Raw genomic sequence first — 23,186 nt, 5'->3', positions numbered from 1 at the left:
CAAGTCAAGAAAAATTATTGCCAATTTTTCCTCAAGATGAATTCCTGCCACCACTAAAAATCGCTTCAGCAGCAGAATTAAGAAGATTTCCAAAAAAAAGGGCCACAATCTGCGGCCCTTGACGGAAAAACTGAAGAAATCAGGCGGAAGGAGCGATCAATTGATCAAAAGCTGCCAACAGGCGGCGTAGCTCACGACTTTGCTCCGGCCGGTCGGTAAACACGGTTTCGGCCATGACAAGGATGCTCGATGCATTGGGCAGCGGGTGGCCCAGCTCGATGATGATCTTCATGCGGGGCAGGAAGATCCATTGCAGCCACTGCTCAAAACTGAGGGTATCCACGGCGAACGGCACCGTACTGGCCAGTGCCTCGTCGCTTGGCGGCTCGTCATCCCACCAGCCTTGCACCTGCAGCTCGCGCTCGATCAAGAGCAGGTGGTCGGCAATATCCAGCACGCGTTGCTCGATCATCACGAATTGACCCGCGCCTTTTGCCGGGCCAGCGCAGCCCCAGCGCTGTCACCCTGCTTTTCACGGGCCTGGGCGATCGTGTTCCAAAGCTCTGCCTGCAGGCTTGGGCGGCCGTTGGCGTAAGTCAGGGCGCGGCGCGCCAACTGCTCGGCCTGCGCCGCATCACCTTGCGAAAGGCGCACCTGGGCCAGGCGATACAGCACCTGCGGCTCACGCGGAGCAATGCGCTGGGCACGTTCAAGGCTCGAAGCGGCGCCGTTGAAGTCGCCGCTGCCCTGCTGCGTCTGCGCAGTGGTCAACAGTGCCAGCACAGGACCGTCCAGCTGCTCGTCGGCCGACAGGCCACCGGCGGCGGCGCTGCGCGGAATACCGGTTGGCGCACTGGCGCTTTGCGGGGTGCTGTTCATCGCGGCAATGTCGAAGGGTTCATCGGCAATCGGGTTGGGATTGGTGGTCATCGGCGCCGAACTGACAGGCCCTGTACTGATCGGCCCTGGCGTGATCGGCGAGGTACTGATCGGCGCGGCGCCATTGGACGCCGGGAACGTCTGGATGCCCGAAGCGCCTGCGCCCTGCGGGATCATCACGGTGACACCGGAATCCTCCGGCAGCGTCTGCGCCTGGGCGGTGCCGGCGTTATAGCCACCCGCCGAGCGGTTGGCCGTCACGCGTTCGCTGTTGGACACGCGGGTGCTCGAATCGACCACCGGAATATTGCCACGCGGGACGCTGGAGCACCCCTGGAGCACAGCCAACGCCGTCACGGCAGGAAACAGCCACTTGTTCACATCACACCTCATCAATGCAGCCTGTGCTTAATTCATCCAGCCTTTGACCCAGTCCATTACCGATTCTACTGGGTCCTGCTCGCCGCCACAGGCTGCGCCGGCCGGCGGCTCACTCCCGCGAATATACGGCATCTGCACCGCTCCCGGACAGCTGGCATCAGACCCATGGCCACTGTAGGGATCGATCCAGGCCTGCACCACGTTGTCCGGTTGCGGCATGTCCAGCGGCAGCGGGTCGGCCTTCTTCATGAAGCTGGTCCACACCTGCAAGGCGCCGGTGGCGCCGGTAAACGGTGTCTTGCCGTTATCGTCACGCCCCATCCACACCACGGCCAGCAGATCCTGACTGAAGCCGGAGAACCAGCTGTCACGCGAGTCGTTACTGGTACCGGTCTTGCCCGCCAGGGTCAGCGAGCGTGGCAAGGTGTTGTACACCGAGCGCCCTGTACCTTCGCGCATTACGCGCTGCATGGCGTTCTGCACCAGGTAAATGGCACCTGGGTCGAAGGTTTGCTGGATCTGGAACGGGTAGCGCTTGAGCGGCTCGCCCTCGGCGGTGAGCACACTGCGGATGCCGCGCATCGGCGTGTTGAAGCCGCCGTTGGCGATGGTCTGGTACATGGTTGCCACCTGCATCGGCGACATGCCACCTGCCCCCAGCAACATGGCCGGGAACGCAGGCCAGTCGACATTCACGCCCAAGCGACCAATGGTCTTGATCACGTTCGGCACACCCACTTCCAGGCCGAGCTTGGCGGTCGACAGGTTGTAGGAGTTGGCCAGCCCCTGGTACAGGTAGATCGTGCCATGCGGGCGGCGGTCATAGTTTTGCGGGCGCCAGACTTGGCCGTCAGCGCCCTTGACCGAAAATGGCTCGTCCTGCACCCAACTGGTCAGGGTGTACTTGCTCGGCTGCTCCAGCGCAGTCAGGTATACCGACGGCTTGACCAACGAGCCGATCGGCCGCACAGCATCGATAGCCCGGTTGAAGCCGGCGAAGCCTGCCTGGCGGCTACCGATCAGCGCCTGTACTTCACCGGTCTCAGGGTTGGTCACGACCATCGCCGCTTCCACATCGTCGGCCCCCTTGCGGCCCGCCAGGCGCTTGAAGGTCTCGCTCATCGAGGTTTCGGCCTTCATCTGCAGGATCGGGTCGAAGCTGGTAAAGATGCGCAGGCCTTCTTCGGTCAAGTCCTCGTCGCGGTAATCCTGGCGCAACTGTCGCTTGACCAGGTCGAGGAAGGCCGGGAACGAGCTGTCGGCCAGGCTGCCACGCTTGGTCACGCCCAACGGCATTTTCTTCGCCGCATCGACTTCTGCCTGGCTGGCCACGCCCTGTTCGGCCACCAGGTCGAGCACCAGGTTGCGGCGAGCCAGGGCCCGCTCGGGGTGACGCCGCGGGTTGTAGTAGGACGGGCCTTTGACCATGCCCACCAGCAGGGCGATCTGATGCAGTTTCAGCTCGGACAGCGGCTGGCTGAAGAAGAACTGGCTAGCCAGACCAAAGCCGTGCACCGCGCGCTGACCGTCCTGGCCGACGAACACCTCGTTGAGGTAGGCCTCAAGGATTTCGCGTTTGTCGTAGTGCAGTTCGAGCAGGACCGCCATCATCGCCTCGGTCAGCTTGCGGCTGAGGCTGCGCTCGCTGCTGAGGTAGAAGTTCTTCACCAACTGCTGGGTCAGGGTACTGCCACCCTGGCGCATCGAGCCGGACGACGTGTTGACCCACATGGCCCGGACGATGGACTTTGGCGACACGCCGAAGTGGCTGTAGAACTCGCGGTCCTCCGTTGCCACCAGGGTTTCGAGCAGATATTTGGGTACCTGATCAATCTTGATCAGGATGCGGTCTTCGAGATTTTTCGGATAGATGCCGCCGATCATCAGCGGCTCCAGCCGCACCACGTCAAGCGCCTTGCCGTTGGCACCGGAAAGGCCCGCAACGTAATCGCCAGAGAAGCGCACGCGGACGAACTGCGCCGGTTCCATGCCCTCGTAGAACTGGAAGCCACGGGTATTGAGGTCGACGGTATTGCCGTTGACGGACGCAGCGCCCGGGCCGTTGGCCGCGCTTTCGCGACGGTAGCCGAGCGCATCGAGCTCGGTGAGGAAGTCGTTCTTGCTCAACTTCTGGCCGGTGAACAGCTCCAGCGGTCGGGCATACACTTTGGCCGGGATGGTCCAGCGCTTGCCGGAGAACTTTTCCTGGACGACGGCATCGAGGTAAACCGCGAAGCCGGCAACGATCACCAGGCCAACCAGGCTGAGCTTCAAAGCCCAGCCCAGCCAGGCGCGGGAGCGGCCGGTCGGGCGTTTCTGAGGGGTGCGGGGATTTCGGGTTCGGGTCATGGCGGCGGATTATACGCACTTTATAAAGGCTGGGCAGACGGCCCGGCGGTAGGCAGGGACGGCACCATTGACCATAATGGCGCATTCGAATTCCCTTGCCCCGGAAGGATTTGCCGTGAGCCAAGCTCTTATTACTGCGTTGCAGAACCCTGCCCTGTACCCTCACTCCGTGGAGGGGTTTCAGCTCATCGAGACGCATATCTCCTGGGTCCTGCTCACTGGCGAATACGCCTACAAGATCAAGAAACCGATGAATTTCGGCTTCCTGGACTTCACCGGACTGGACCAGCGCCAGCATTTCTGTAACGAAGAATTGCGCCTGAACCAACGCCTGACCGAAGGCCTGTACCTGGAAGTGTTGCCGATCACCGGTAGCGTCGACGCACCGCAGATCGGTGGCAAAGGTGAAGCCATCGAGTATGTGCTGAAGATGCGCCAGTTCCCCCAGGGCCAGATGCTCAACACCCTGCAGGCCAATGGCGAGCTGAACGCCACGCACATCGACCAGATGGCCCGGCAGATTGCCGATTTTCACCTGCAGGCCCCACGTGTGCCGATGGAGCACCCGCTTGGCACGCCAGATAGCGTGATGGCCCCGGTGGAGCAGAACTTCGAGCAGATTCGCCCATTCCTCAGCGACAAAGCCGATCTGCAGCAACTCGACGCCCTGCAGGCCTGGGCCCGCAGCAGCTTCGAGCGCCTGCAAGGGCTGCTGGAAAAGCGCAAGGCCAATGGCTTCATCCGTGAGTGCCACGGTGACATCCACCTGGGCAACGCCACCCTGATCGATGGCAAGGTGGTGATCTTCGATTGCATCGAGTTCAACGAGCCTTTCCGACTGACCGACGTCTACGCCGACACCGCCTTCCTGGCCATGGACCTGGAAGACCGCGGCCTGAAGTGCCTGGCCCGGCGCTTCATCAGCCAGTACCTGGAACTGACGGGGGACTACGAAGGCCTGGAACTGCTCAACTTCTACAAAGCCTACCGCGCGCTGGTGCGGGCCAAGGTCGCACTGTTCAGCATGCCGGCCGACGCTGATGGCGTTCAGCGTGCCACCACCCTGCGCACCTACCGCAACTACGCCAACCTGGCCGAAAGCTACAGCGCCATCCCGTCGCGCCTGCTGGCCATCACCCATGGCGTTTCGGCGGTGGGCAAAAGTCACGTGGCCATGCGCCTGGTCGAGGCCCTGGGTGCAGTGCGCGTGCGTTCGGACGTAGAGCGTAAGCGCCTGTTCGGCGAACAACCGCAGGCCGACGCCGGCCAGCTGAGTACCGGCATATACGACCAGGACGCCAGCGCAGCGACCTATCAGCGCCTGCACGAGGTAGCAGCGACGGTGCTGCGCGCCGGCTTCCCGGTGGTGCTGGACGCCACCTACCTCAAGCGTGAACAACGCCAGGCTGCGGCAGACGTTGCCAGCCAGACCGGCGTGCCGTTCCTCATCCTCAACTGCCACGCGCCAGAGGCGGTCATCGCCAGTTGGCTGGAGCAGCGCCAGGCCGAAAACAGCGACCCGTCGGATGCCACGCTGGAGGTGATCAAGGCCCAACAGGCCAGCCGTGAGGCGCTGGATGCGCAGGAGCTGGTGCACAGCACCCGCGTCGATACCCAGGCTGCCGGCAGCATGGATCAGGTGATCGAGCAGATTCGCCAACGGTTGCCTGGCCTGTAAGTTCGTCACCTTCCTGTGCCTGCCCGCCAAGGGGCAGGCACAGGCCGCTCACCCTCCGATGGCAAAAAGCCGCATATTTCCCAATGCCCGCTACACTCCTCTCAGACCTGCTCGCGATTTATCCCCCATTCCCGTTCAGCCATCGCAAGGAGGCTCGATGAACGATGAATTGCAGCATCTGAAGAACCTTGGCAAGACTTCTGCGCAGTGGCTGCATGCGGCCGGCATCCACAGTGCATCGGATTTGCGCCGCCTGGGCGCGGTGGGTGCGTACCAGGCCGTGAAGACACGAGGGTTCCGTGCATCGAAGGTGCTGTTGTATGCCATTGAAGGCGCCCTGCTGGACATGCACTGGAACGATTTGCCGCTCGAACGCAAGGAAGCACTCAACCAACAATTGGACGCGAAAAACCCTACGCAAAAAAAACCCAAATAATCGGGGTAAAGGGATTGACGGCTAAATGAGAATTGTTATGATTATCGCAACTGGTCGCGAGACTGGTTGGATAAGCTAAGAGCCCCTGGTTCGGACTCTCAGATTATCTCCTCATCAGGCTAATCACGGTTATTGACCCGGCAATTTGCCGGGTCTTTTTTTGCCTGTGCCTTTGCAGGATCAGCGCCGCAGCTGCGCACAATAATCCTGCTCCGGCATCGCTGCCGTGTACCACACATAATCAGCCTCGCCAGGCTCGATTCGCTCGCCCACCTCAGCCAGCAGCAATACCTTGCTCTCCCCCGATGCCCCCAGGTCAGCCAGATGCAAGGGTATGCCCAGGTCCTTGCGCACATGGTAAGCCCCGGCAAACAGCAGTGCCGGTTGCGGTGCCGCCTGCAAGCGCTCGGCCATGCGCCGGTCGCGCTGCTGCTGAACGGCCAGCATCGCCGGTAACCGGTTTTCTGGCAGCATCCCGCAATGCCCGGCGCGCACGTGTTCCAGCAAGGCAGCCTTTACCGCAGGTGCATTGGAGTTTTCGCCCTGCACCGGAGCCGGCTGTCGATAGGCCTGACGCATCTCGGCGGGCGAAAGGTTGGCGGCCAGCAACGTGACGCGATGTTGCAAGGCTTCGGTGACAATCGGCCCGTACAACTGCCAATCCCAGCCCTCCTGCCAGGCCAGCGCCTTGGGCAAGTCTTCCGGCAAAGGCTGCCCCGCCAGCTTGTCCACCCGTGATTGCTGTTCGGGCTGCAGCATCTCCAGCAACAGGCTGCCCTGCGTACGCTGGCCTTGCAGAGCGCGCAACAGCCACAGTTGCAGCGCGTGATGGTCAGGGTTGTCGTGCTTCTCGCCGACAAGTACTCGGGGGGCGTCAGCCAGGCGCTCCACCAGCGTTTCAGGGCTTATGACCTGCTCACTGGCCAGGTCGACAATCGTTCCCAGCTCGGCGTGCGTGCGACCTTCACTGCTCTGCCAGGCGGGCAACGGCGGCAGGCTGGCCTGACAGCCGCCTATCACCAGTACCAGGCACAGCGAGAAACCGGACAGCAGCGGGTGTCGCATCGGCAGTTACTCCATGTCATCCACAATTTGAATGGCCTGCCCTGGGGGCGGACCTGTCGCGAGACAAGGTCGCTTCCTCAAAGGTCGTGCACGGTTCGAGAATCAACGGGTGATGATCAGCGGATGCCCACGCTCGGGGTGCGCCTGCACCAGTACGTCGATACCGTACACCGCCTTCAGGGCCGCTGGGGTCAGTGCCGCTTCGGGCGTGGCAAACGCATGGCAGCGCCCCTGCTCCAGCAACAGGATACGGTCACAGTAACGCGCCGCCAGGTTCAGGTCATGCAGGATCACCAACACTGCAGCACCGCAGTCGGCGAAACGGCGTACGGCTTCCAGGGTGGTGTGCTGATGCAGCGGGTCGAGCATCGAGGTCGGTTCGTCGAGCAGCAACGTGCTGCCCTCCTCGCCCGGCCATAGCTGCGCCAGCACGCGGGCCAGGTGCACCCGTTGCCGCTCGCCACCGGAAAGCGCCAGGTAACTGCGCGCCACCAGGTGCCAGGCATCTGCCGCCCGCAACGCCGCTTCGACAATTTCCGCATCGCGCCGCTGACCGGTGCCATGAGGCATGCGCCCCATGCCCACCACTTCCTCCACCCGAAACGAGAAACCCAAACTGGACACCTGTGGCAACACTGCCAGGCGCCTTGCCCGTTCCTGCCCGGCCCAATCGGCCAGGGGGCGGCCCTGCAGCGTTACCCGCCCGCGGTCGGGCGCCAGTTCACCGCACAGCACACTCAGCAGGCTGCTCTTGCCGGCACCGTTTGGGCCAAGCACACCCACGACCTGCCCCGGAGGCAACTGCAGGTGAATGTCGTGCAGCACCTCATTGCTGCCCCTGCACAGATACAGGCCCTCAACTTGCAACATCAGCCGCGCCCTCGCATCAGCAGGAACAGGAAGAACGGCGCACCGATGAAGGCCGTGACGATACCAATCGGCAGCTCGGCAGGCGCCAGCAGCAGCCGCGCCGCCAGGTCGGCGAACAACATCAGCACACCGCCGGCCAGCAGCGAGGCTGGCAGCACAACACGGTGATCGGGCCCGGCCAGCAGGCGAACCAGGTGCGGCACTACCAGGCCAATGAAGCCGATCAACCCGGCTGCTGCCACTGCCGCCCCCACCCCCAGCGCCGTGCAGAACACCAATTCACGCTTGAGCCGCTCCACGTCAACGCCCAGGTGGCGCGCCTCCGACTCCCCCAGCAACAGGGCATTCAGTGCCTTGGCCCGGCGCGGCAACCACACCGCTACCCCTGTCGCCACCAGCAACAATGGCCACAGCCGCTCATAGCTGGCGCCATTGAGGCTGCCAAGGTTCCAGAACGTCAGCGTGCGCAAGGTGGCATCATCGGCCAGGTAAGAGAACAGCCCCACGGCCGCGCCACCTAGCGCGGTCATGGCCACGCCAGCCAATAGCATCGTGGCGACGTTGGTCTGGCCATCGCGGCGCCCCAGGCGGTAGACCAGCGCAGTTACCCCAAGCCCGCCGACAAAAGCGCAGAACGACAGCAGATAAGGCGCGAAAGCATCCGGCATGCCGCCAAACCAGGCGCCGCCGACAATGGCAACCGCTGCCCCCACTGCGGCGCCGGCGGCAACCCCTACCAGCCCGGGGTCGGCCAGCGGGTTGCGGAACAGCCCCTGCATGGCCACCCCGGACAGCGCCAGCACCGCGCCCACCGCCAACCCCAACAGGGTGCGCGGCAGGCGGATCTGACCAAGGATCATCTCGGCCTGCTGCAGGCCATCTTCGGAAACGGGCAGCCCCAACAGGCGCAGGCCAGCGCGCAGCGTATCGAACATCGGCAGGCTGACTGGCCCCAGCGCCAGTGACAGCCAGATTGCCAACAGGCACAGCAGGCTCAGGCTAATGAACAACGTACGTGACTGGACCCGTTGTTTCATCGTGCGAAGCTGGCCTGAGCAGCCGGGTAGAAGGTGGCTGCCAGCGACTGCACGGTCGCCGGTAGCCGAGGCCCGAGCCCGCCGACCAGCAACGTTGGGTCCAGTGAGACCAGGCGTTTCTCACGCACGGCCCGCGAGGCAGCCAGCGCAGGGTTTTCTTTCAACAGCGCCTGCAAGGCCTGCTCATCGGCCAGCGCCCGGTCGGAAAACACGATCACATCCGGGTCAAGCGACGCCAAGGCTTCGTTGGAGAAGTTCTTGTAGCCTGGGTGCGCGGCCAGGTTTCTCCCACCCGCCTGGCCCAGCAGCCAGTCACCGGCAGTGCCTTGGCCAGCGATCAGCGGCTTGGCCCCGGCATGGCCGACCAGCAGCAACACCCCAGGAGCCTGCTGCCCGGCCTGGGCCCGCTTGACGTTGGCATGCAACGCATCGAGCCGCTGGCGGTAGTCCGCTGCAAGCGCGGACGCTTGCTGCTCTGCACCGAGCAACTGCCCCAGGTGCCTGAGGTTTTCATCCACTGCCGACAGCTCGGCCTTGCTGGAGAACAACTCGACCCGCACGCCGGCCTTGCGGATTTGCGCCAGTACCGGTGGCGGCCCCATTTCCTCGGTGCCCACCAGCACATCCGGGCGCAGGCTGAGGATGCCTTCGGCCGACAGCTGCCGCTGATACCCCACACTGGGCAAGGCTTTCAACGAGGCCGGGTGCTGACTGGTAGTGTCCACACCGACCAGGCGCGCTTCACCTCCCAATGCGGTTATCCACTCGCTCAAGGCGCCACCCGCGCTGACCCAGCGTTGCGGCAGCTCGGCTGCCAAGGCTTGGGTAGAGAGCACAAGGCTTGCACACAGAGCGAGAAAAGCAGCTGGACGGCGCATCATCGGGTTCCTTCTGAAGACGGGCTACACGCCTTGTGGCGAGCGGCGGAACTGCGCACCATAGGCAGCCGGGCGCAGCGAATGCGATCAATTTGATAATTATTCGCATTGGAGCGTCAAGCCATCACGTGTTTCACGGGTCATCCTTGCCATGCACTTCCTTTGTACATCCCTCGGCCTCGCCGAGGGCCAAAGCCGCGCCTTCAGCGTAGACGGCCTCGAACTGTTCGGCGTGCGTCGCCAAGGCCAGGTGTACCTTTACCGCAACCGCTGCCCGCACCGGGACATCCCGCTGAACTGGGCAGAGGACGCGTTTCTGGATGACAGCGCCAGCCTCATCCACTGCGCCCATCACGGAGCCCTGTTCCTGATAGAAAGCGGCGAATGCGTGGCAGGCCCCTGTGAGGGTGAGCAGCTGCAGCCCCTGGGCTGCCACGAAGACAGCCAGGGCATCTGGTTCAAGGGGTAAGCAGCACCGGCAAGCGGCGATCGATGACGATACCCTCGGCGTCCAGCCGAGTGCCATAGGCCAGCACCTCCACCCCGTCCGCTACGGCAGCGCGCAGCGCCTGGGCGTAGGCCGTATCGATTTCTTCAGCCGGGCGCACAGCGTCGATACCGGTCAGGTTCACGCAATACAGCTGCACGGCCCGCACGCCCTGCCGGGCCAGCTTTGCCAGCTCGCGCAGGTGTTTCGCACCGCGTTGAGTCACCGCATCAGGGAAGGCCGCAACAGCAGTGTCGGGGTAGCCCAGCGTCACACTTTTGACCTCGACATAGGCCGGGGCACCCTCGAACTCCAGGCGAAAGTCGATACGGCTACCTTCCTCGCCATAGGCCACTTCGCGCTTGAGTGCAGTGAAACCGGCCAGTTCAGTGATTGTACCGGCGCGCAGGGCCTCTTCGACCAACGCATTGGCCCGCCCGGTATTCACGCAGGCCAACCGCCCCTGGGGGGTTTCGCTGATTTCCCAGGTCCCTGGCAGCTTGCGCTTGGGGTCGTTGGAGCGGCTGAACCACACCTGCCCACCTTCACGCATGCAGTTGAGCATGGAGCCGGTATTCGGACAGTGGATAGTCATCTGCTCGCCGCTGGCCAGTTCGATATCGGCCAGAAAGCGCTTGTAGCGACGCAACAGGCGGCCCTGCTCGAGTGAAGGAGAAAAACGCATCAGCCTTGCCAGCTCTGCAGGCCACGGGCAATACGCTGCACCGCTTCTTCCAGGCGCGGCAGGCTCTGGGTATAAGCGAAGCGCACATGGTGCCCGGCCAGGTGGCGACCGAAGTCCAGGCCCGGCGTGAACGCCACGTGCTGGGTTTCCAGGAAGTGTCGGCAGAATGCGAACGCATCCCCGCCGAAAGCACTGATATCGGCATACAGGTAGAACGCACCTTGCGGCTCGACGGCAATGCGGAAGCCCAGTTCACGCAGGGCGGGCAGCAGGTAGTCGCGACGGCGGGCGAATTCGGCGCGGCGCTCCTCGAAAATGGCCAGCGCCTCGGGCTGGAAACAGGCCAGCGCGGCATGCTGCGCCATGCTCGGCGCACTGATGTACAGGTTCTGCGCCAGTTTCTCCAGGTCCGCGACCGCACCGGGCGGGGCCACCAGCCAGCCAAGGCGCCAACCGGTCATGCCGAAGTACTTGGAAAAACTATTCAGGACGAATGCCGAGTCGTCGACTTCCAGCACGCTCGGCGCGTCCATGCCATAGGTGAGGCCGTGGTAGATCTCGTCCACCACCAGATGGCCATGCCGCTCGTGGGTGGTTCTGGCCAGGCAGGCCAACGCCTCGCGCCCCAGCACGGTACCGGTCGGGTTGGCCGGCGAAGCGACCAGGGCTCCGACGGTGTCCTTGTCCCAGTAGCGCTCAACCAGGTCGGCAGTCAGCTGATAGTTCACATCCGGGCCCACCGGTACCAATTGGGCCCCGCCCTCGACCAGGCGCAGGAAGTGGCGATTGCACGGGTAACCCGGATCGGCCAGCAGCCAGTGCTTGCCCGGGTCCACCAGCAGGCTGCTGGCCAGCAGCAGCGCGCCGGAGCCACCGGGGGTAATAAGGATGCGTTCCGGGTCGATGTTCAGGCCATAGCGCTGCCCATAAAAACCGGCAATTGCCTCACGCAGTGCCGGCAGACCGCGTGCGGCGGTGTAGCGAGTGTGCCCTGCGGCCAGCGCGGCCTGGCCGGCCGCGACGATGGGTGCGGCCGTGGTGAAGTCCGGCTCGCCGATTTCCAGGTGGATCACATCGTGCCCGGCCGCCTGCAGCTCGTTGGCCCGGGCCAGCAGCGCCATGACGTGGAAAGGTTCGATGGCGCGGCTGCGCGCACTGTAGGGTTGGGCCATGACCTTCTCTCAAATGGGTCTAAACTGGAGATTCTACCTCTGCACACCACCGAACGTACCGCTCAGGCCGGTGTCAATTAGCAGGATCGGGCGGGGTAGCGCACCCCCGATCTATCTGGTAAGTTCGGCGGCTCGCAGTCGCAGGGCCGGCGGTCGCCGGAGATGGAGCATCCTGCGCATTGGATCAGATGAGTGAGAGGCGGTCTATTCATGTCCACCCTAGAAAAGCAAAAAGCCAACCAGAATCTTTATGGGGTTGCACCCTATCAGGAGACCAAGGGTGAGGAGTACATGGGTGAGCCCATGCGCAAGCACTTCACCAAGATCCTCACTGGCTGGAAGCAAGAGCTGATGGTCGGCGTCGACAAGACCGTTGACCATATGAAAGAAGAAGCAGCCAACTTTGCAGATCCCGCAGACCGCGCATCCCAGGAAGAGGAATTCGCCCTCGAACTGCGCAACCGCGACCGCGAGCGCAAGTTGATCAAGAAAATCGATAAAACCCTGCAGAAGATTCAGGACGAAGAGTACGGCTGGTGCGAGTCGTGCGGCATCGAGATCGGCCTGCGCCGCCTGGAAGCCCGCCCTACCGCCGACCTGTGCTTCGACTGCAAGGAAATTGCCGAGAAAAAGGAAAAAACGGTCGGCAAAGGCTGATCTTTCTTCCACCTGAACGGGGCGCATCATGCGCCCCGTTTCATTTATATGCCCAGCCTGACCATGACCGACTCCAGCTACATCGGGCGCTTCGCCCCCACCCCCAGCGGCTTCCTGCACTTCGGCTCGCTGGTCGCCGCCCTCGCCTCCTGGCTCGATGCCCGCGCCGTCAACGGCCGCTGGCTGCTGCGCATGGAAGACACCGACCCGCCCCGGGAGATGCCCGGCGCCCGCGATGCCATCCTCCAGACGCTGGAACGTTACGGCCTGCACTGGGATGGCGAGGTGGTATTCCAGAGCCAGCGCCACGATGCCTATGCTGCCGTGGTAGACCGCCTGTTCAACATGGGCCTGGCGTACGCATGCACCTGCTCGCGCAAGCAGCTGGAAAGCTACAACGGCATCTACCCAGGCTTTTGCCGCAACGCCGGACATGCCCGTGAAGGGGCAGCCATCCGCTTGCGGGTGCCGGAGCTGATCTACCGCTTTACCGACCGAGTGCAGGGTGAGTACCAGCAACACCTGGGGCGTGAGGTGGGTGACTTCGTCATCCAGCGTCGTGACGGGTTGTACGCCTACCAGCTGGCCGTGGTGCTGGACGATGCCTGGCAGGGTGTTACCGACATCGTGCGTGGTGCCGACCTGCTCGACAACACCCCGCGCCAGCTGTACCTGCAGGAACTGCTGGGCTTCTCACAGCCGCGTTACCTGCATATTCCGCTGATCGTGCAGCCGGATGGGCACAAGCTGGGCAAGTCGTACCGTTCGCCGCCACTGCAGGCGGAGCATGCTACCCCCCTGCTGCTGCGGGCATTGCGGGCGCTGGGGCAGAAGACAGACCCGGAACTGCTGTTGGCGACGCCGGCAGAGGTGCTGGCAGTCGCGCGCACGCAATGGCGGCCGGAAGCGATCGCGCAGCGGACCACCGTGCCAGAGGCTGATCTGCGCTGAAACTTTACCGGTCTCTTCGCGGGCGCGCCCGCTCCCACAGGGTCCTCAATAAACCTAGAGGCAACGCTTTACCTGTAGGTGCGTGTTCACCCGCGAAGAGGCCGGCACATTCATTCCACCTCTCAAAAACAAAAGCCCAGTAAATTCAAACCCTTGGCGAACGCTGTGGATTCCCGCTAGCATCCCCCCTGCCATTTGCGCCAATAATAAGTTCAAGCCCGTAGCACCCAACCATCGAGGCCAGCATGTACATCTATCGTTTGGTCCTGCTTCTGGTCGTGGGGATCTACCTGTTCTCCCCAGCCATCATGGACTGGTGGATCGAACCGACCGGAGCCTGGTACCGCCCCTACCTGCTCTGGCTGATCCTGATCGTCGTCACCTTCATCCTGCAGAGCCAACGAGATGCCGATGAGCTTTAGCCTGACCCAGATGATCCTGATCAGCGCCGGGTACCTCATGGTGCTGTTCGGCGTGGCCTGGATCAGCGAGCGCGGGCTGATCCCGCGTTCGATCATTCGCCACCCACTTACCTACACCCTGTCGCTGGGCGTCTACGCCAGTGCCTGGGCCTTCTATGGCTCGGTTGGCCTGGCCTACCAATACGGCTACGGCTTCCTTGCCTGTTACCTGGGGGTGTCTGGCGCATTCCTGCTGGCGCCGGTGCTGCTCTACCCGATCCTCAAGATCACCCGCACCTATCAGCTGTCATCGCTGGCCGACCTGCTGGCCTTCCGCTTCCGCAGTACCTGGGCCGGGGCCTTGACCACCATCATCATGCTGATTGGCGTGCTGCCATTGCTGGCCTTGCAGATCCAGGCGGTGGCCGATTCGATCAGCATCCTTACCGGTGAACCGGTCAAGGCCCGGGTGGCCTTTGCCTTTTGCACGCTGATCATTCTGTTCACCATCTTCTTCGGCTCGCGGCACATCGCCACGCGCGAGAAACATGAGGGGTTGGTATTCGCCATCGCCTTCGAGTCGGTGATCAAGCTGCTGGCCCTGGGCGGTATCGGCCTGTATGCCTTGTATGGCGTATTCGGCGGCCCGCACGAGCTGGAAGTCTGGCTGCTGCAGAACCAGACCGCCCTCGCCGCCCTGCACACCCCCCTGCAGGAAGGCCCATGGCGCACCCTGCTGCTGGTGTTCTTCGCCTCGGCCATCGTCATGCCGCACATGTACCACATGGCCTTTACCGAAAACCTCAACCCGCGCTCGCTGGTCAGCGCCAGCTGGGGCCTGCCGCTGTTCCTGCTGCTGATGAGTCTTGCCGTGCCGCTGGTGCTGTGGGCCGGCCTGCGCCTGGGCGCCAGCACCAACCCCGAGTACTTCACCCTGGGCCTGGGCATCGCCGCCAACAACCAGGCATTGGCACTGCTGGCCTACATTGGCGGCCTGTCGGCAGCCAGCGGCCTGATCATCGTCACCACCCTGGCGCTGTCGGGCATGGCCCTGAACCACCTGGTGCTGCCGCTTTACCAGCCGCCGGCCGAGGGCAACATCTACCGTTGGCTGAAGTGGACCCGCCGTGCACTGATCGTCGCCATCATCACCGCCGGCTTCATGTTCTACCTGAGCCAGAACTACCACCAGAGCCTGGCCAACCTGGGCATCGTCGCCTTCGTCGCCACCTTGCAGTTCCTGCCCGGGGTGCTGTCGGTACTCTACTGGCCAACCGCCAACCGCCGCGGTTTCATCGCCGGGCTGCTGGCCGGCACCCTGGTGTGGATGGTGACCATGCTGCTGCCGCTTCTCGGCAACTTGCAGGGCTTCTACATCCCGCTGCTGGACATGATCTATGTGCTGGACGATACCAGCTGGCACATGGCAGCCATCGCCTCGCTGGCGGCCAACGTGCTGCTGTTCACCCTGATCTCATTGTTCACCAACGCCAGCAACGAAGAAGTCAGCGCGGCCGAAGCCTGTGCCGTGGATAACGTGCGCCGCCCACAGCGCCGCGAGCTGCACGCCGCCTCGCCGCAGGAATTCGCCACCCAGCTGGCCAAGCCGCTGGGCGCCAAGGCCGCGCAAAAGGAAGTCGAGCAAGCGCTGCGCGACCTCTACCTGCCGTTCGACGAACGCCGCCCCTATGCCCTGCGCCGCCTGCGCGACCGCATCGAAGCCAACCTGTCCGGCCTGATGGGGCCGAGCGTGGCCCAGGACATGGTCGAGACTTTCCTGCCGTACAAGTCCGGTAACGAAAACTACGTGACCGAAGACATCCACTTCATCGAAAGCCGCCTGGAAGACTACCACTCGCGCCTGACCGGGTTGGCCGCCGAGCTCGATGCCTTGCGCCGCTACCATCGCCAGACCCTGCAGGAGTTGCCCATGGGCGTCTGCTCGCTGGCCAAGGACCAGGAAATCCTGATGTGGAACAAGGCCATGGAAGAGCTCACCGGCATCGCCGCCAAGCATGTGGTCGGCTCGCGCCTGGTCACCATCGACGAGCCTTGGCGCGGCCTGCTGCAAGGCTTCATCAACGTGCCCGACGAGCACCTGCACAAGCAGCGCCTGGCGCTGGACGGCCAGCCGCGCTGGCTGAACCTGCACAAGGCAGCCATCGACGAGCCTCTGGCCCCCGGTAACAGCGGGCTGGTACTGCTGGTGGAAGACCTTACCGAAACCCAGGCACTGGAAGACAAGCTGGTGCACTCCGAGCGCCTGGCCAGCATCGGCCGCCTGGCCGCCGGCGTGGCCCACGAGATCGGCAACCCGATCACCGGCATCGCCTGCCTGGCGCAAAACCTGCGCGAGGAACGCGAAGACGATGGCGAAATCATCGAGTTGTCCAGCCAGATCCTTGACCAGACCAAGCGCGTATCGCGCATCGTCCAGTCGCTGATGAGCTTCGCCCATGCCGGCGGCAGCCACCAGAACAGCGAGGAGCCCGTGTGCCTGGCTGAAGTGGCACAAGATGCCATCGGTCTGCTGGCGTTGAACCGGCGCAATTTCGAAGTACAGTTCTTCAACCTTTGCGACCCGGACCATTGGGCCGAAGGTGACCCGCAGCGCCTGGCCCAGGTGCTGATCAACCTGCTCTCCAACGCCCGCGATGCCTCGCCGCCCGGCAGCGCCGTGCGCGTGCGCAGCGAGGTTAACGAGCACACCGTCGACCTGATCGTCGAAGACGAAGGCAGCGGGATTCCGAAGAACATCATGGACCGCCTGTTCGAACCCTTCTTCACCACCAAGGACCCGGGCGAAGGAACCGGACTGGGGCTCGCTCTGGTCTATTCCATCGTGGAAGAGCATTATGGGCAAATCACCATCGACAGCCCGGCCGATATCGAACGGCAACGTGGCACCCGGATCCGCGTGACCCTGCCCCGGCATGTCGTAGCGACGTCCCCTGAAATTCGAGACCGTCGAGAGAATTGAATCAATGCCGCACATTCTGATCGTCGAAGACGAAACCATCATCCGCTCGGCCCTGCGTCGCCTGCTTGAGCGGAACCAGTACCAGGTCAGCGAGGCCGGCTCGGTGCAGGAAGCCCAGGAACGCTTCAGCATTGCCACTTTCGACCTGATCGTCAGCGACCTGCGCCTGCCAGGCGCGCCCGGCACCGAGCTGATCAAGCTCGGCCAGGGCACCCCGGTGCTGATCATGACCAGTTACGCCAGCCTGCGCTCAGCGGTGGACTCGATGAAAATGGGCGCGGTGGACTACATCGCCAAGCCCTTCGACCACGACGAGATGCTGCAGGCAGTAGCGCGTATTCTGCGTGACCGGCAGAACGCCCCCGCTGCTGCACCGCCTGCCGAGCCACGCGCCAGCAATGGCAAGGCTACAGCGCCCGACAAAGGCAGCGCGGCAACGGCCAATGGCGAGATCGGCATCATCGGCTCGTGCCAGCCCATGCAGGACATGTACAGCAAGATCCGCAAGGTCGCGCCTACCGACTCCAATGTGCTGATCCAGGGCGAGTCGGGCACCGGTAAAGAGCTGGTGGCCCGCGCCCTGCACAACCTGTCTCGCCGGGCCAAGGCACCGATGATCTCGGTGAACTGCGCGGCCATCCCCGAAACGCTGATCGAATCCGAACTGTTCGGCCACGAAAAAGGCGCGTTCACCGGCGCCAGCGCCGGGCGCGCCGGCTTGGTGGAGGCCGCCGATGGCGGTACGCTGTTCCTCGATGAAATTGGCGAACTGCCGCTCGAAGCCCAGGCTCGCCTGCTGCGTGTGCTGCAGGAAGGCGAGATACGCCGGGTAGGTTCGGTGCAGTCGCAAAAGGTCGATGTGCGCCTGATCGCCGCGACCCACCGCGACCTGAAAAACCTGGCCAAGGCCGGCCAGTTCCGTGAAGACTTGTATTACCGACTGCACGTCATCGCCCTGAAGCTGCCGGCCCTGCGCGAGCGTGGCAGCGACGTCAACGAGATCGCCAACGTCTTCCTCGCCCGCCAGAGCGCTCGCATCGGCCGCGACGACCTGCACTTCTCGGCCGAGGCCGAGCAAGCCATTCGTCACTACAGCTGGCCCGGTAACGTGCGTGAACTGGAAAACGCCGTGGAGCGCGCGGTGATCCTCAGCGAGAGCGCAGAAATTTCCGCCGAGCTGCTGGGCATCGACATCGAGCTGAGCGACCTGGAAGAGGACGACATCCTCGACAATGCCCTGGTGGTGGCCAACGGGGGCAATGCCAGCCACGAGCCGACCGAAGACCTGTCGCTGGAAGACTACTTCCAGCACTTCGTGCTTGAACACCAGGACCACATGACCGAGACCGAATTGGCACGCAAGCTCGGCGTCAGCCGCAAGTGCCTGTGGGAACGCCGTCAGCGCCTGGGCATCCCACGGCGCAAGAGCAACGCTACCAGCGAATAACCCACCTGCGCACCGCACGCCGCAGCCTATGCGGCGTCGGTGAGACCGAGCGCCGCCCGCGCGGCGCTTCGCGGCTAAAGCCGCTCCTACATTTGTTTCGGGCCAGTCCCTCCTGTGCCACGCGCGCGCGACCGCCTTGTTGTACGACGCAATCTCGAGCCATGCGCCAAGGCATTCGCGCGCAAATCCCACAGAAAAATTGGCCCGAACAAATGTAGGAGCGGCTTTAGCCGCGAAGCGCCGCGCGGGCGGCGCTCGGTCTCACAGGCGCTGAACGTGTCACGGCGAACACCCCAGGTAACACCTCACCTCCCGTAAAAATCTGTTACCCAAGCTTTCCGCCGTAACAGTCCCCGAGGCGTACGGTAACGAAATTGCGACATTTTCGACCTGCCAAAAACTGCAGAACCCGCTCAACCCCTTGATTTTATTGAGTTTTGAAAAGTTGGCACGGCACCTGCTATATTTTTGGTACAAGAACAATAACAAGCACTGCAACTCAGAATAAGAACAAGACGAAACGGCTCACGCACAATAAAAACAAGATGGCGGAGGCGCAGCTAACTGATTCTTTTGGAGAGGATGCGTGTTTGGGGCTTGCCCCACAACCAGGCAGAGAACAACAAAAACTGCACTAAAAGCAGCGCCTGAACTGGTTGGATCGACAGATCAACGTGTCATCAGCGGCCAAAGCAATCCGTTTGCTCTTTACCCCCGGTTTGGGGGTCGTCCACAAGTTTCGAGATTTGTGGGCAGGGCACTCAACAAAAACAAGAAGCCCAGCAAAAAAACAATAAGAGCACGCAACGACTTCTGGGGGAGCTTAGGCTCCCCTTGTCGTTTCTACCCTTCTGGCAGGCATCCTGCTACCCGCCTACACCATTCCCCGAGTAAATGCTAGAATCCCCGCCCATCATGCGGCCATTCTCCTATTCTTGGCCGAACATTCCTTCACACAGTGCATCCCATGCTGAAGAAGCTGTTCCAGTCTTTCCGCCCGCCCGTACCGGGCCCGCACCACAGGCGCACCACGCCCGAGGTGATCAACAAGAGCCAGCACTCGCTGCAGCGCCACCAGTTCAGCCGTCATGCGGTGAACATCGTGGAGCGGCTGCAAAGCGCCGGCTACCAGGCTTACCTGGTCGGTGGCTGTGTCCGCGACCTGATGCTGGGCATCACGCCGAAGGACTTCGACGTCGCCACCAGCGCCACCCCCGAACAGGTCCGTGCCGAGTTCCGCAACGCCCGCATCATTGGTCGTCGCTTCAAATTGGTCCATGTGCATTTCGGCCGTGAGATCATTGAAGTCGCCACCTTCCGCGCCCACCACTCCGAGGACGACCAGGGCGATGCCCACCGTTCGTCGCATAACGCCAGTGGCCGCATTCTGCGAGACAACGTGTACGGCACTCTGGAAGAGGACGCGCAACGCCGCGACTTCACCATCAACGCCCTGTACTACGATCCGGTCAGCGAGCGCATTCTCGATTACGCCAACGGTGTGCACGACGTGCGCAATCGCCTGCTGCGGCTGATTGGAGACCCGACCCACCGCTACCAGGAAGACCCGGTGCGCATGCTGCGCGCGGTGCGCTTTGCTGCCAAGCTCGACTTTGGCATCGAAAAGCACACTTACCTGCCGATTCGCGGTCTGGCCCCGATGCTGCGCGAGATTCCACCCGCGCGCCTGTTCGAGGAATGCCTCAAGCTGTTCCTCAGCGGCCAAGGTGCCATCGCCTTCGAAATGCTGGTTGACCTGGAGTTGTTCGAACCGCTGTTCCCGGCCAGTGCCCACGCGCTGGACGAGCGGCCGACCTACACCCACACGCTGATCAGCCAGGCATTGAACAACACCGACCTGCGCGTGAAGCAGGGCAAGCCGGTGACGCCAGCCTTCCTGTTTGCTGCTTTGCTCTGGCCAGCCCTGCCGGCCCGTGTGCTGCACCTGCAGAACCAGGGCGTGCCGCCGATCCCGGCCATGAACGGTGCGGCCCACGACCTGATCGCCGAGCAGTGCGCGCGCATTGCCATCCCCAAGCGTTTCACCCTGCCGATCCGCGAGATCTGGGACATGCAGGAGCGCCTGCCGCGCCGCAGCGGCAAGCGCGCCGACATGCTGCTGGACAACCCGCGTTTCCGCGCCGGTTACGACTTCCTGCTGCTGCGTGAAAGCGCCGGGGAAGAAACCGACGACCTGGGCCAGTGGTGGACCGATTACCAGGACGCAAACGACAGCGAGCGCCGCGAGATGATCCGCGAGCTTGGCAGCCGTGACGAAAGCGCCGGCCCGCGCAAGCGCAAGCGCAGCAGCAGCAAACGCAAGCGCAGTGGCGACGAGGCGTTCGAGTGACCATTCGCGCCTACGTAGGTCTGGGCAGCAACCTGGACGCACCTGCCGAGCAGCTGCGTAGCGCCTTTCAGGCGTTGGACCAGGTCGAAGCCACGCGCCTGGTAGCCGCCTCGGCCCTGTACACCAGCGATTCGCTGCTGCCCGGCCAACCGCGCTACACCAATGCTGTCGCCGCCCTGGACACCGCCCTGGCACCACTGGCATTGCTCGATGCGCTGCAGGCCATCGAAAACGACCAGGGCCGCGTGCGCAAAGAGCGCTGGGGACCACGCACGCTGGACCTGGACATCCTGCTGTTCGGTGACCAGGTGCTCGACCAGCCACGCCTGAAAGTGCCGCATTACCACATGCATGCCCGCCCGTTCGTGCTGTATCCGTTGGCCGAACTGGTACCGGGGGATTTCCGCCTGGCCGATGGTCGCGCCCTCGCGCAACTGCTCGACGAATGCCCGTTCGTCGGCCTGGAACGCCTGTAGACCGGGCGTTCCAGCCTGCATCGCCACCTCGGTAACGCCAGTAACACCCTGATCGTAACAATGCGGTAACAGGGTGATTGACTTCCCACACCTCGCTCACGACTATAGGCGTCCCGTGTGGCACCAAAGTGCCGCATACCCGTATTTAGGCCCGGACGGACCTGTGCCCGAACATCACGCGCGATGATGTGCCGCTCCGGAAGATGACTACACGCGTTGAATGCAGTCGTTTTTTACAGCGCCTGAACGAGGAATTTCCTACATGCCTGAAGTAACCCTTACCACCCTTAACGGCCTCAAGGCCAAGGGTGAAAAAATCACCATGCTGACCTGCTACGACGCGACCTTCGCCAAGGCCGCCAGCCAGGCTGGCGTTGAAGTGTTGCTGGTGGGCGACTCGCTGGGGATGGTCCTGCAGGGCCACGACAGCACCTTGCCGGTCACCACGGCGGAGATGGCCTACCACACCGCCAGCGTCAAACGCGGCAACGACGGCGCGCTGATCCTCACCGACCTGCCGTTCATGGCCCACGCCACCCCCGAGCAGGCCTTTGCCAACAGCGCCACACTGATGCAGGCCGGCGCCCACATGGTCAAGATCGAAGGCGCAGCCTGGCTGGCCGAAACCATCCGCTTGCTGGCCGAACGTGGTGTGCCGGTGTGCGCGCACATGGGCCTGACCCCGCAAACCGTCAACGTGCTGGGCGGCTACAAAGTGCAGGGCCGCCAGGAGGCCCAGGCCCGGCAGATGCGCGCCGACGCCATTGCCCTGGAACAGGCCGGTGCGGCCATGCTGCTGCTCGAGTGCGTACCCAGCGAACTGGCGGCGGAAATCACCAATGCCGTTGGCATCCCGGTAATCGGCATTGGCGCCGGCAGCGCCACCGATGGCCAGGTACTGGTACTGCACGACATGCTCGGCCTGTCGCTGAGCGGCCGGGTACCGAAGTTCGTGAAGAACTTCATGCAGGGCCAACCGGATATCCATAGCGCCCTCGTCGCTTACGTCGAGGCGGTCAAGCAAGTCAGTTTCCCAGGCAGCGAACACGGGTTCAGTGCATGAATACAGTCAAGACCGTCCGCGAACTGCGCGCGGCAGTGGCCCGCGCGCGCGGTGAGGGCAAACGCATCGGTTTCGTGCCGACCATGGGCAACCTGCACAGCGGCCATGCGGCCTTGGTGACCAAGGCTGCCCAGCGCGCCGACTTCGTGGTCGCCAGTATCTTCGTCAACCCGCTGCAGTTCGGCGCCAACGAAGACCTCGACAAATACCCACGCACCCTGGCAGCCGACCAGGAGCGCCTGGTGCAGGCCGGCTGCAACCTGCTGTTCGCACCCACGGTGGAAGAGATGTACCCCGACGGCATGAGCGTGCAAACCCGCGTCAGCGTGCCCCAGCTTTCCGAAGGCCTGTGCGGCGCCAGCCGGCCTGGGCATTTCGAGGGTGTGGCCACCGTGGTGAACAAGCTGTTCAACATGGTCCAGCCAGACCTTGCCGTGTTCGGCGAGAAGGACTATCAGCAGTTGGCGGTGATCCGCGCCATGGTGCGCGACCTGAACATGCCGATCCAGATCATCGGCGAACCCACCGTGCGTGCCGAAGATGGCTTGGCGCTGTCGTCGCGCAATGGCTACCTCACGCCAGAGCAGCGTACTGCTGCGCCAGCGCTGTACCGCACACTGCAGCACATTGCAGCGGGCATCGGCCGTGGCCAGCGGGATTTTGCCGCGCTGGTCGCTGAAGGCCAGGCGCAACTGAGCGCAGCGGGTTTCCGTCCGGATTACCTGGAAGTACGCCATGCCGTAAGTTTGCGCCCGGCAGTAATCGATGATCGAGACCTGGTGGTGATTGCGGCAGCTTACCTGGGTAACACACGGTTGATCGACAACCTCTACCTGCATTTGGAAGAGAAGACCGCATAACGGTCTTGGGCTGCCTTGCAGCCCATTCGCGGGCAAGCCCGCTCCTGCGCGTTTATCTGTAGGGGCGGGCTTGCTTGCAATGCC

General features: G+C 63.2%; 21 protein-coding genes. 12 read left to right on the top strand and 9 right to left on the bottom strand.

Annotated features, from left to right (window positions below; translation table 11 throughout):
• Positions 1–139: 139 nt before the first annotated feature.
• Genes C4Q27_RS15845 through mrcB form a run of 3 tightly spaced genes read right to left on the bottom strand, consistent with a single transcriptional unit; the run spans position 140 to position 3,609 of the window.
• Positions 140–472, bottom strand: a complete 333-nt coding sequence (locus C4Q27_RS15845) for a YqcC family protein (protein ID WP_003250034.1) — start codon at positions 470–472, stop codon at positions 140–142.
• The gene (locus C4Q27_RS15840; RefSeq protein WP_010955334.1) at positions 472–1,272 is read right to left on the bottom strand and encodes a M48 family metallopeptidase; all 801 of its coding nucleotides are present in this window, start codon (positions 1,270–1,272) and stop codon (positions 472–474) included. The genes C4Q27_RS15845 and C4Q27_RS15840 overlap by 1 nt, the downstream gene beginning before the upstream one ends.
• A 15-nt stretch (positions 1,273–1,287) precedes the next feature.
• Positions 1,288–3,609, bottom strand: a complete 2,322-nt coding sequence (mrcB, locus tag C4Q27_RS15835; RefSeq protein WP_010955335.1) for a penicillin-binding protein 1B — start codon at positions 3,607–3,609, stop codon at positions 1,288–1,290.
• Between the two features lie 115 nt (positions 3,610–3,724).
• Here mrcB and C4Q27_RS15830 point away from each other — a divergent pair, with 115 nt between their 5' ends.
• A complete protein-coding gene (locus C4Q27_RS15830) occupies positions 3,725–5,287 on the top strand; it encodes a bifunctional aminoglycoside phosphotransferase/ATP-binding protein (RefSeq protein ID WP_104887046.1) in 1,563 nt (520 codons plus the stop codon).
• 157 nt (positions 5,288–5,444) lie between these two features.
• Complete coding sequence (locus C4Q27_RS15825; protein ID WP_010955337.1) at positions 5,445–5,723, top strand: TfoX/Sxy family protein; 279 nt, start codon at positions 5,445–5,447, stop codon at positions 5,721–5,723.
• 180 nt (positions 5,724–5,903) lie between these two features.
• Here the strand turns inward: C4Q27_RS15825 and C4Q27_RS15820 are convergent, their stop codons facing one another.
• The 4 genes from C4Q27_RS15820 to C4Q27_RS15805 form a co-directional block, all read right to left on the bottom strand.
• Positions 5,904–6,788 (bottom strand): ChaN family lipoprotein, encoded by an 885-nt coding sequence (locus tag C4Q27_RS15820; RefSeq protein ID WP_064491449.1) that lies wholly within the window; start codon positions 6,786–6,788, stop codon positions 5,904–5,906.
• Positions 6,789–6,890: 102 nt separating this feature from the next.
• The gene (locus C4Q27_RS15815; protein WP_010955339.1) at positions 6,891–7,658 is read right to left on the bottom strand and encodes a heme ABC transporter ATP-binding protein; all 768 of its coding nucleotides are present in this window, start codon (positions 7,656–7,658) and stop codon (positions 6,891–6,893) included.
• On the bottom strand, positions 7,658–8,641 hold the full coding sequence (locus C4Q27_RS15810) for an iron ABC transporter permease (protein ID WP_162490572.1): 984 nt from the start codon (positions 8,639–8,641) through the stop codon (positions 7,658–7,660). Before C4Q27_RS15810 ends, C4Q27_RS15815 begins: the two co-directional genes overlap by 1 nt.
• 50 nt (positions 8,642–8,691) lie before the next feature.
• Positions 8,692–9,576 carry a hemin ABC transporter substrate-binding protein gene (locus C4Q27_RS15805; RefSeq protein ID WP_064491448.1) on the bottom strand — a complete coding sequence of 295 codons (885 nt, stop codon included), beginning with the start codon at positions 9,574–9,576 and terminating at the stop codon, positions 8,692–8,694.
• Positions 9,577–9,724: 148 nt separating this feature from the next.
• Here C4Q27_RS15805 and C4Q27_RS15800 point away from each other — a divergent pair, with 148 nt between their 5' ends.
• The gene (locus tag C4Q27_RS15800) at positions 9,725–10,042 is read left to right on the top strand and encodes a Rieske (2Fe-2S) protein (RefSeq protein WP_014592391.1); all 318 of its coding nucleotides are present in this window, start codon (positions 9,725–9,727) and stop codon (positions 10,040–10,042) included.
• Here the strand turns inward: C4Q27_RS15800 and sfsA are convergent.
• Together sfsA and C4Q27_RS15790 are read right to left on the bottom strand one after the other, a co-directional pair.
• Positions 10,032–10,745 carry a DNA/RNA nuclease SfsA gene (gene sfsA / locus C4Q27_RS15795; RefSeq protein ID WP_004575787.1) on the bottom strand — a complete coding sequence of 238 codons (714 nt, stop codon included), beginning with the start codon at positions 10,743–10,745 and terminating at the stop codon, positions 10,032–10,034. The genes C4Q27_RS15800 and sfsA overlap by 11 nt on opposite strands.
• Positions 10,745–11,917 (bottom strand): pyridoxal phosphate-dependent aminotransferase, encoded by a 1,173-nt coding sequence (locus tag C4Q27_RS15790; protein WP_010955343.1) that lies wholly within the window; start codon positions 11,915–11,917, stop codon positions 10,745–10,747. The genes sfsA and C4Q27_RS15790 overlap by 1 nt, the downstream gene beginning before the upstream one ends.
• Before the next feature lie 210 nt (positions 11,918–12,127).
• Here C4Q27_RS15790 and dksA point away from each other — a divergent pair, with 210 nt between their 5' ends.
• From dksA to panC, 9 genes are all read left to right on the top strand, one after another.
• Entirely contained in the window at positions 12,128–12,574 is a 447-nt protein-coding gene (gene dksA, locus C4Q27_RS15785) for an RNA polymerase-binding protein DksA (RefSeq protein WP_003250009.1), read from the top strand.
• A gap of 63 nt (positions 12,575–12,637) precedes the next feature.
• Positions 12,638–13,525, top strand: a complete 888-nt coding sequence (gluQRS, locus tag C4Q27_RS15780) for a tRNA glutamyl-Q(34) synthetase GluQRS (RefSeq protein WP_064491453.1) — start codon at positions 12,638–12,640, stop codon at positions 13,523–13,525.
• A 245-nt stretch (positions 13,526–13,770) separates the two neighbouring features.
• On the top strand, positions 13,771–13,947 hold the full coding sequence (locus C4Q27_RS15775) for a hypothetical protein (protein WP_003250005.1): 177 nt from the start codon (positions 13,771–13,773) through the stop codon (positions 13,945–13,947).
• Positions 13,931–16,906, top strand: a complete 2,976-nt coding sequence (locus C4Q27_RS15770) for a sensor histidine kinase (protein WP_165366975.1) — start codon at positions 13,931–13,933, stop codon at positions 16,904–16,906. The genes C4Q27_RS15775 and C4Q27_RS15770 overlap by 17 nt, the downstream gene beginning before the upstream one ends.
• A 4-nt stretch (positions 16,907–16,910) precedes the next feature.
• On the top strand, positions 16,911–18,353 hold the full coding sequence (locus C4Q27_RS15765) for a sigma-54 dependent transcriptional regulator (protein ID WP_064491446.1): 1,443 nt from the start codon (positions 16,911–16,913) through the stop codon (positions 18,351–18,353).
• 967 nt (positions 18,354–19,320) lie between these two features.
• Positions 19,321–20,703: a polynucleotide adenylyltransferase PcnB gene (locus C4Q27_RS15755; protein ID WP_020191715.1), complete on the top strand. Its 1,383-nt coding sequence runs from the start codon at positions 19,321–19,323 to the stop codon at positions 20,701–20,703.
• The gene (gene folK / locus C4Q27_RS15750; protein WP_104887044.1) at positions 20,700–21,179 is read left to right on the top strand and encodes a 2-amino-4-hydroxy-6-hydroxymethyldihydropteridine diphosphokinase; all 480 of its coding nucleotides are present in this window, start codon (positions 20,700–20,702) and stop codon (positions 21,177–21,179) included. The genes C4Q27_RS15755 and folK overlap by 4 nt, the downstream gene beginning before the upstream one ends.
• Before the next feature lie 262 nt (positions 21,180–21,441).
• The gene (panB, locus tag C4Q27_RS15745) at positions 21,442–22,242 is read left to right on the top strand and encodes a 3-methyl-2-oxobutanoate hydroxymethyltransferase (protein WP_003249992.1); all 801 of its coding nucleotides are present in this window, start codon (positions 21,442–21,444) and stop codon (positions 22,240–22,242) included.
• Positions 22,239–23,102 (top strand): pantoate--beta-alanine ligase, encoded by an 864-nt coding sequence (panC, locus tag C4Q27_RS15740; RefSeq protein WP_014592398.1) that lies wholly within the window; start codon positions 22,239–22,241, stop codon positions 23,100–23,102. Before panB ends, panC begins: the two co-directional genes overlap by 4 nt.
• Positions 23,103–23,186: the final 84 nt, after the last annotated feature.

This window comes from Pseudomonas sp. SWI36 (assembly GCF_002948105.1).
GTDB classification, from domain to species: Bacteria; Pseudomonadota; Gammaproteobacteria; order Pseudomonadales; family Pseudomonadaceae; genus Aquipseudomonas; species Aquipseudomonas alloputida.
The sequence above is the reverse complement of the archived record's forward strand: the minus strand, read 5'-3'. Positions and strand labels throughout refer to the sequence as shown.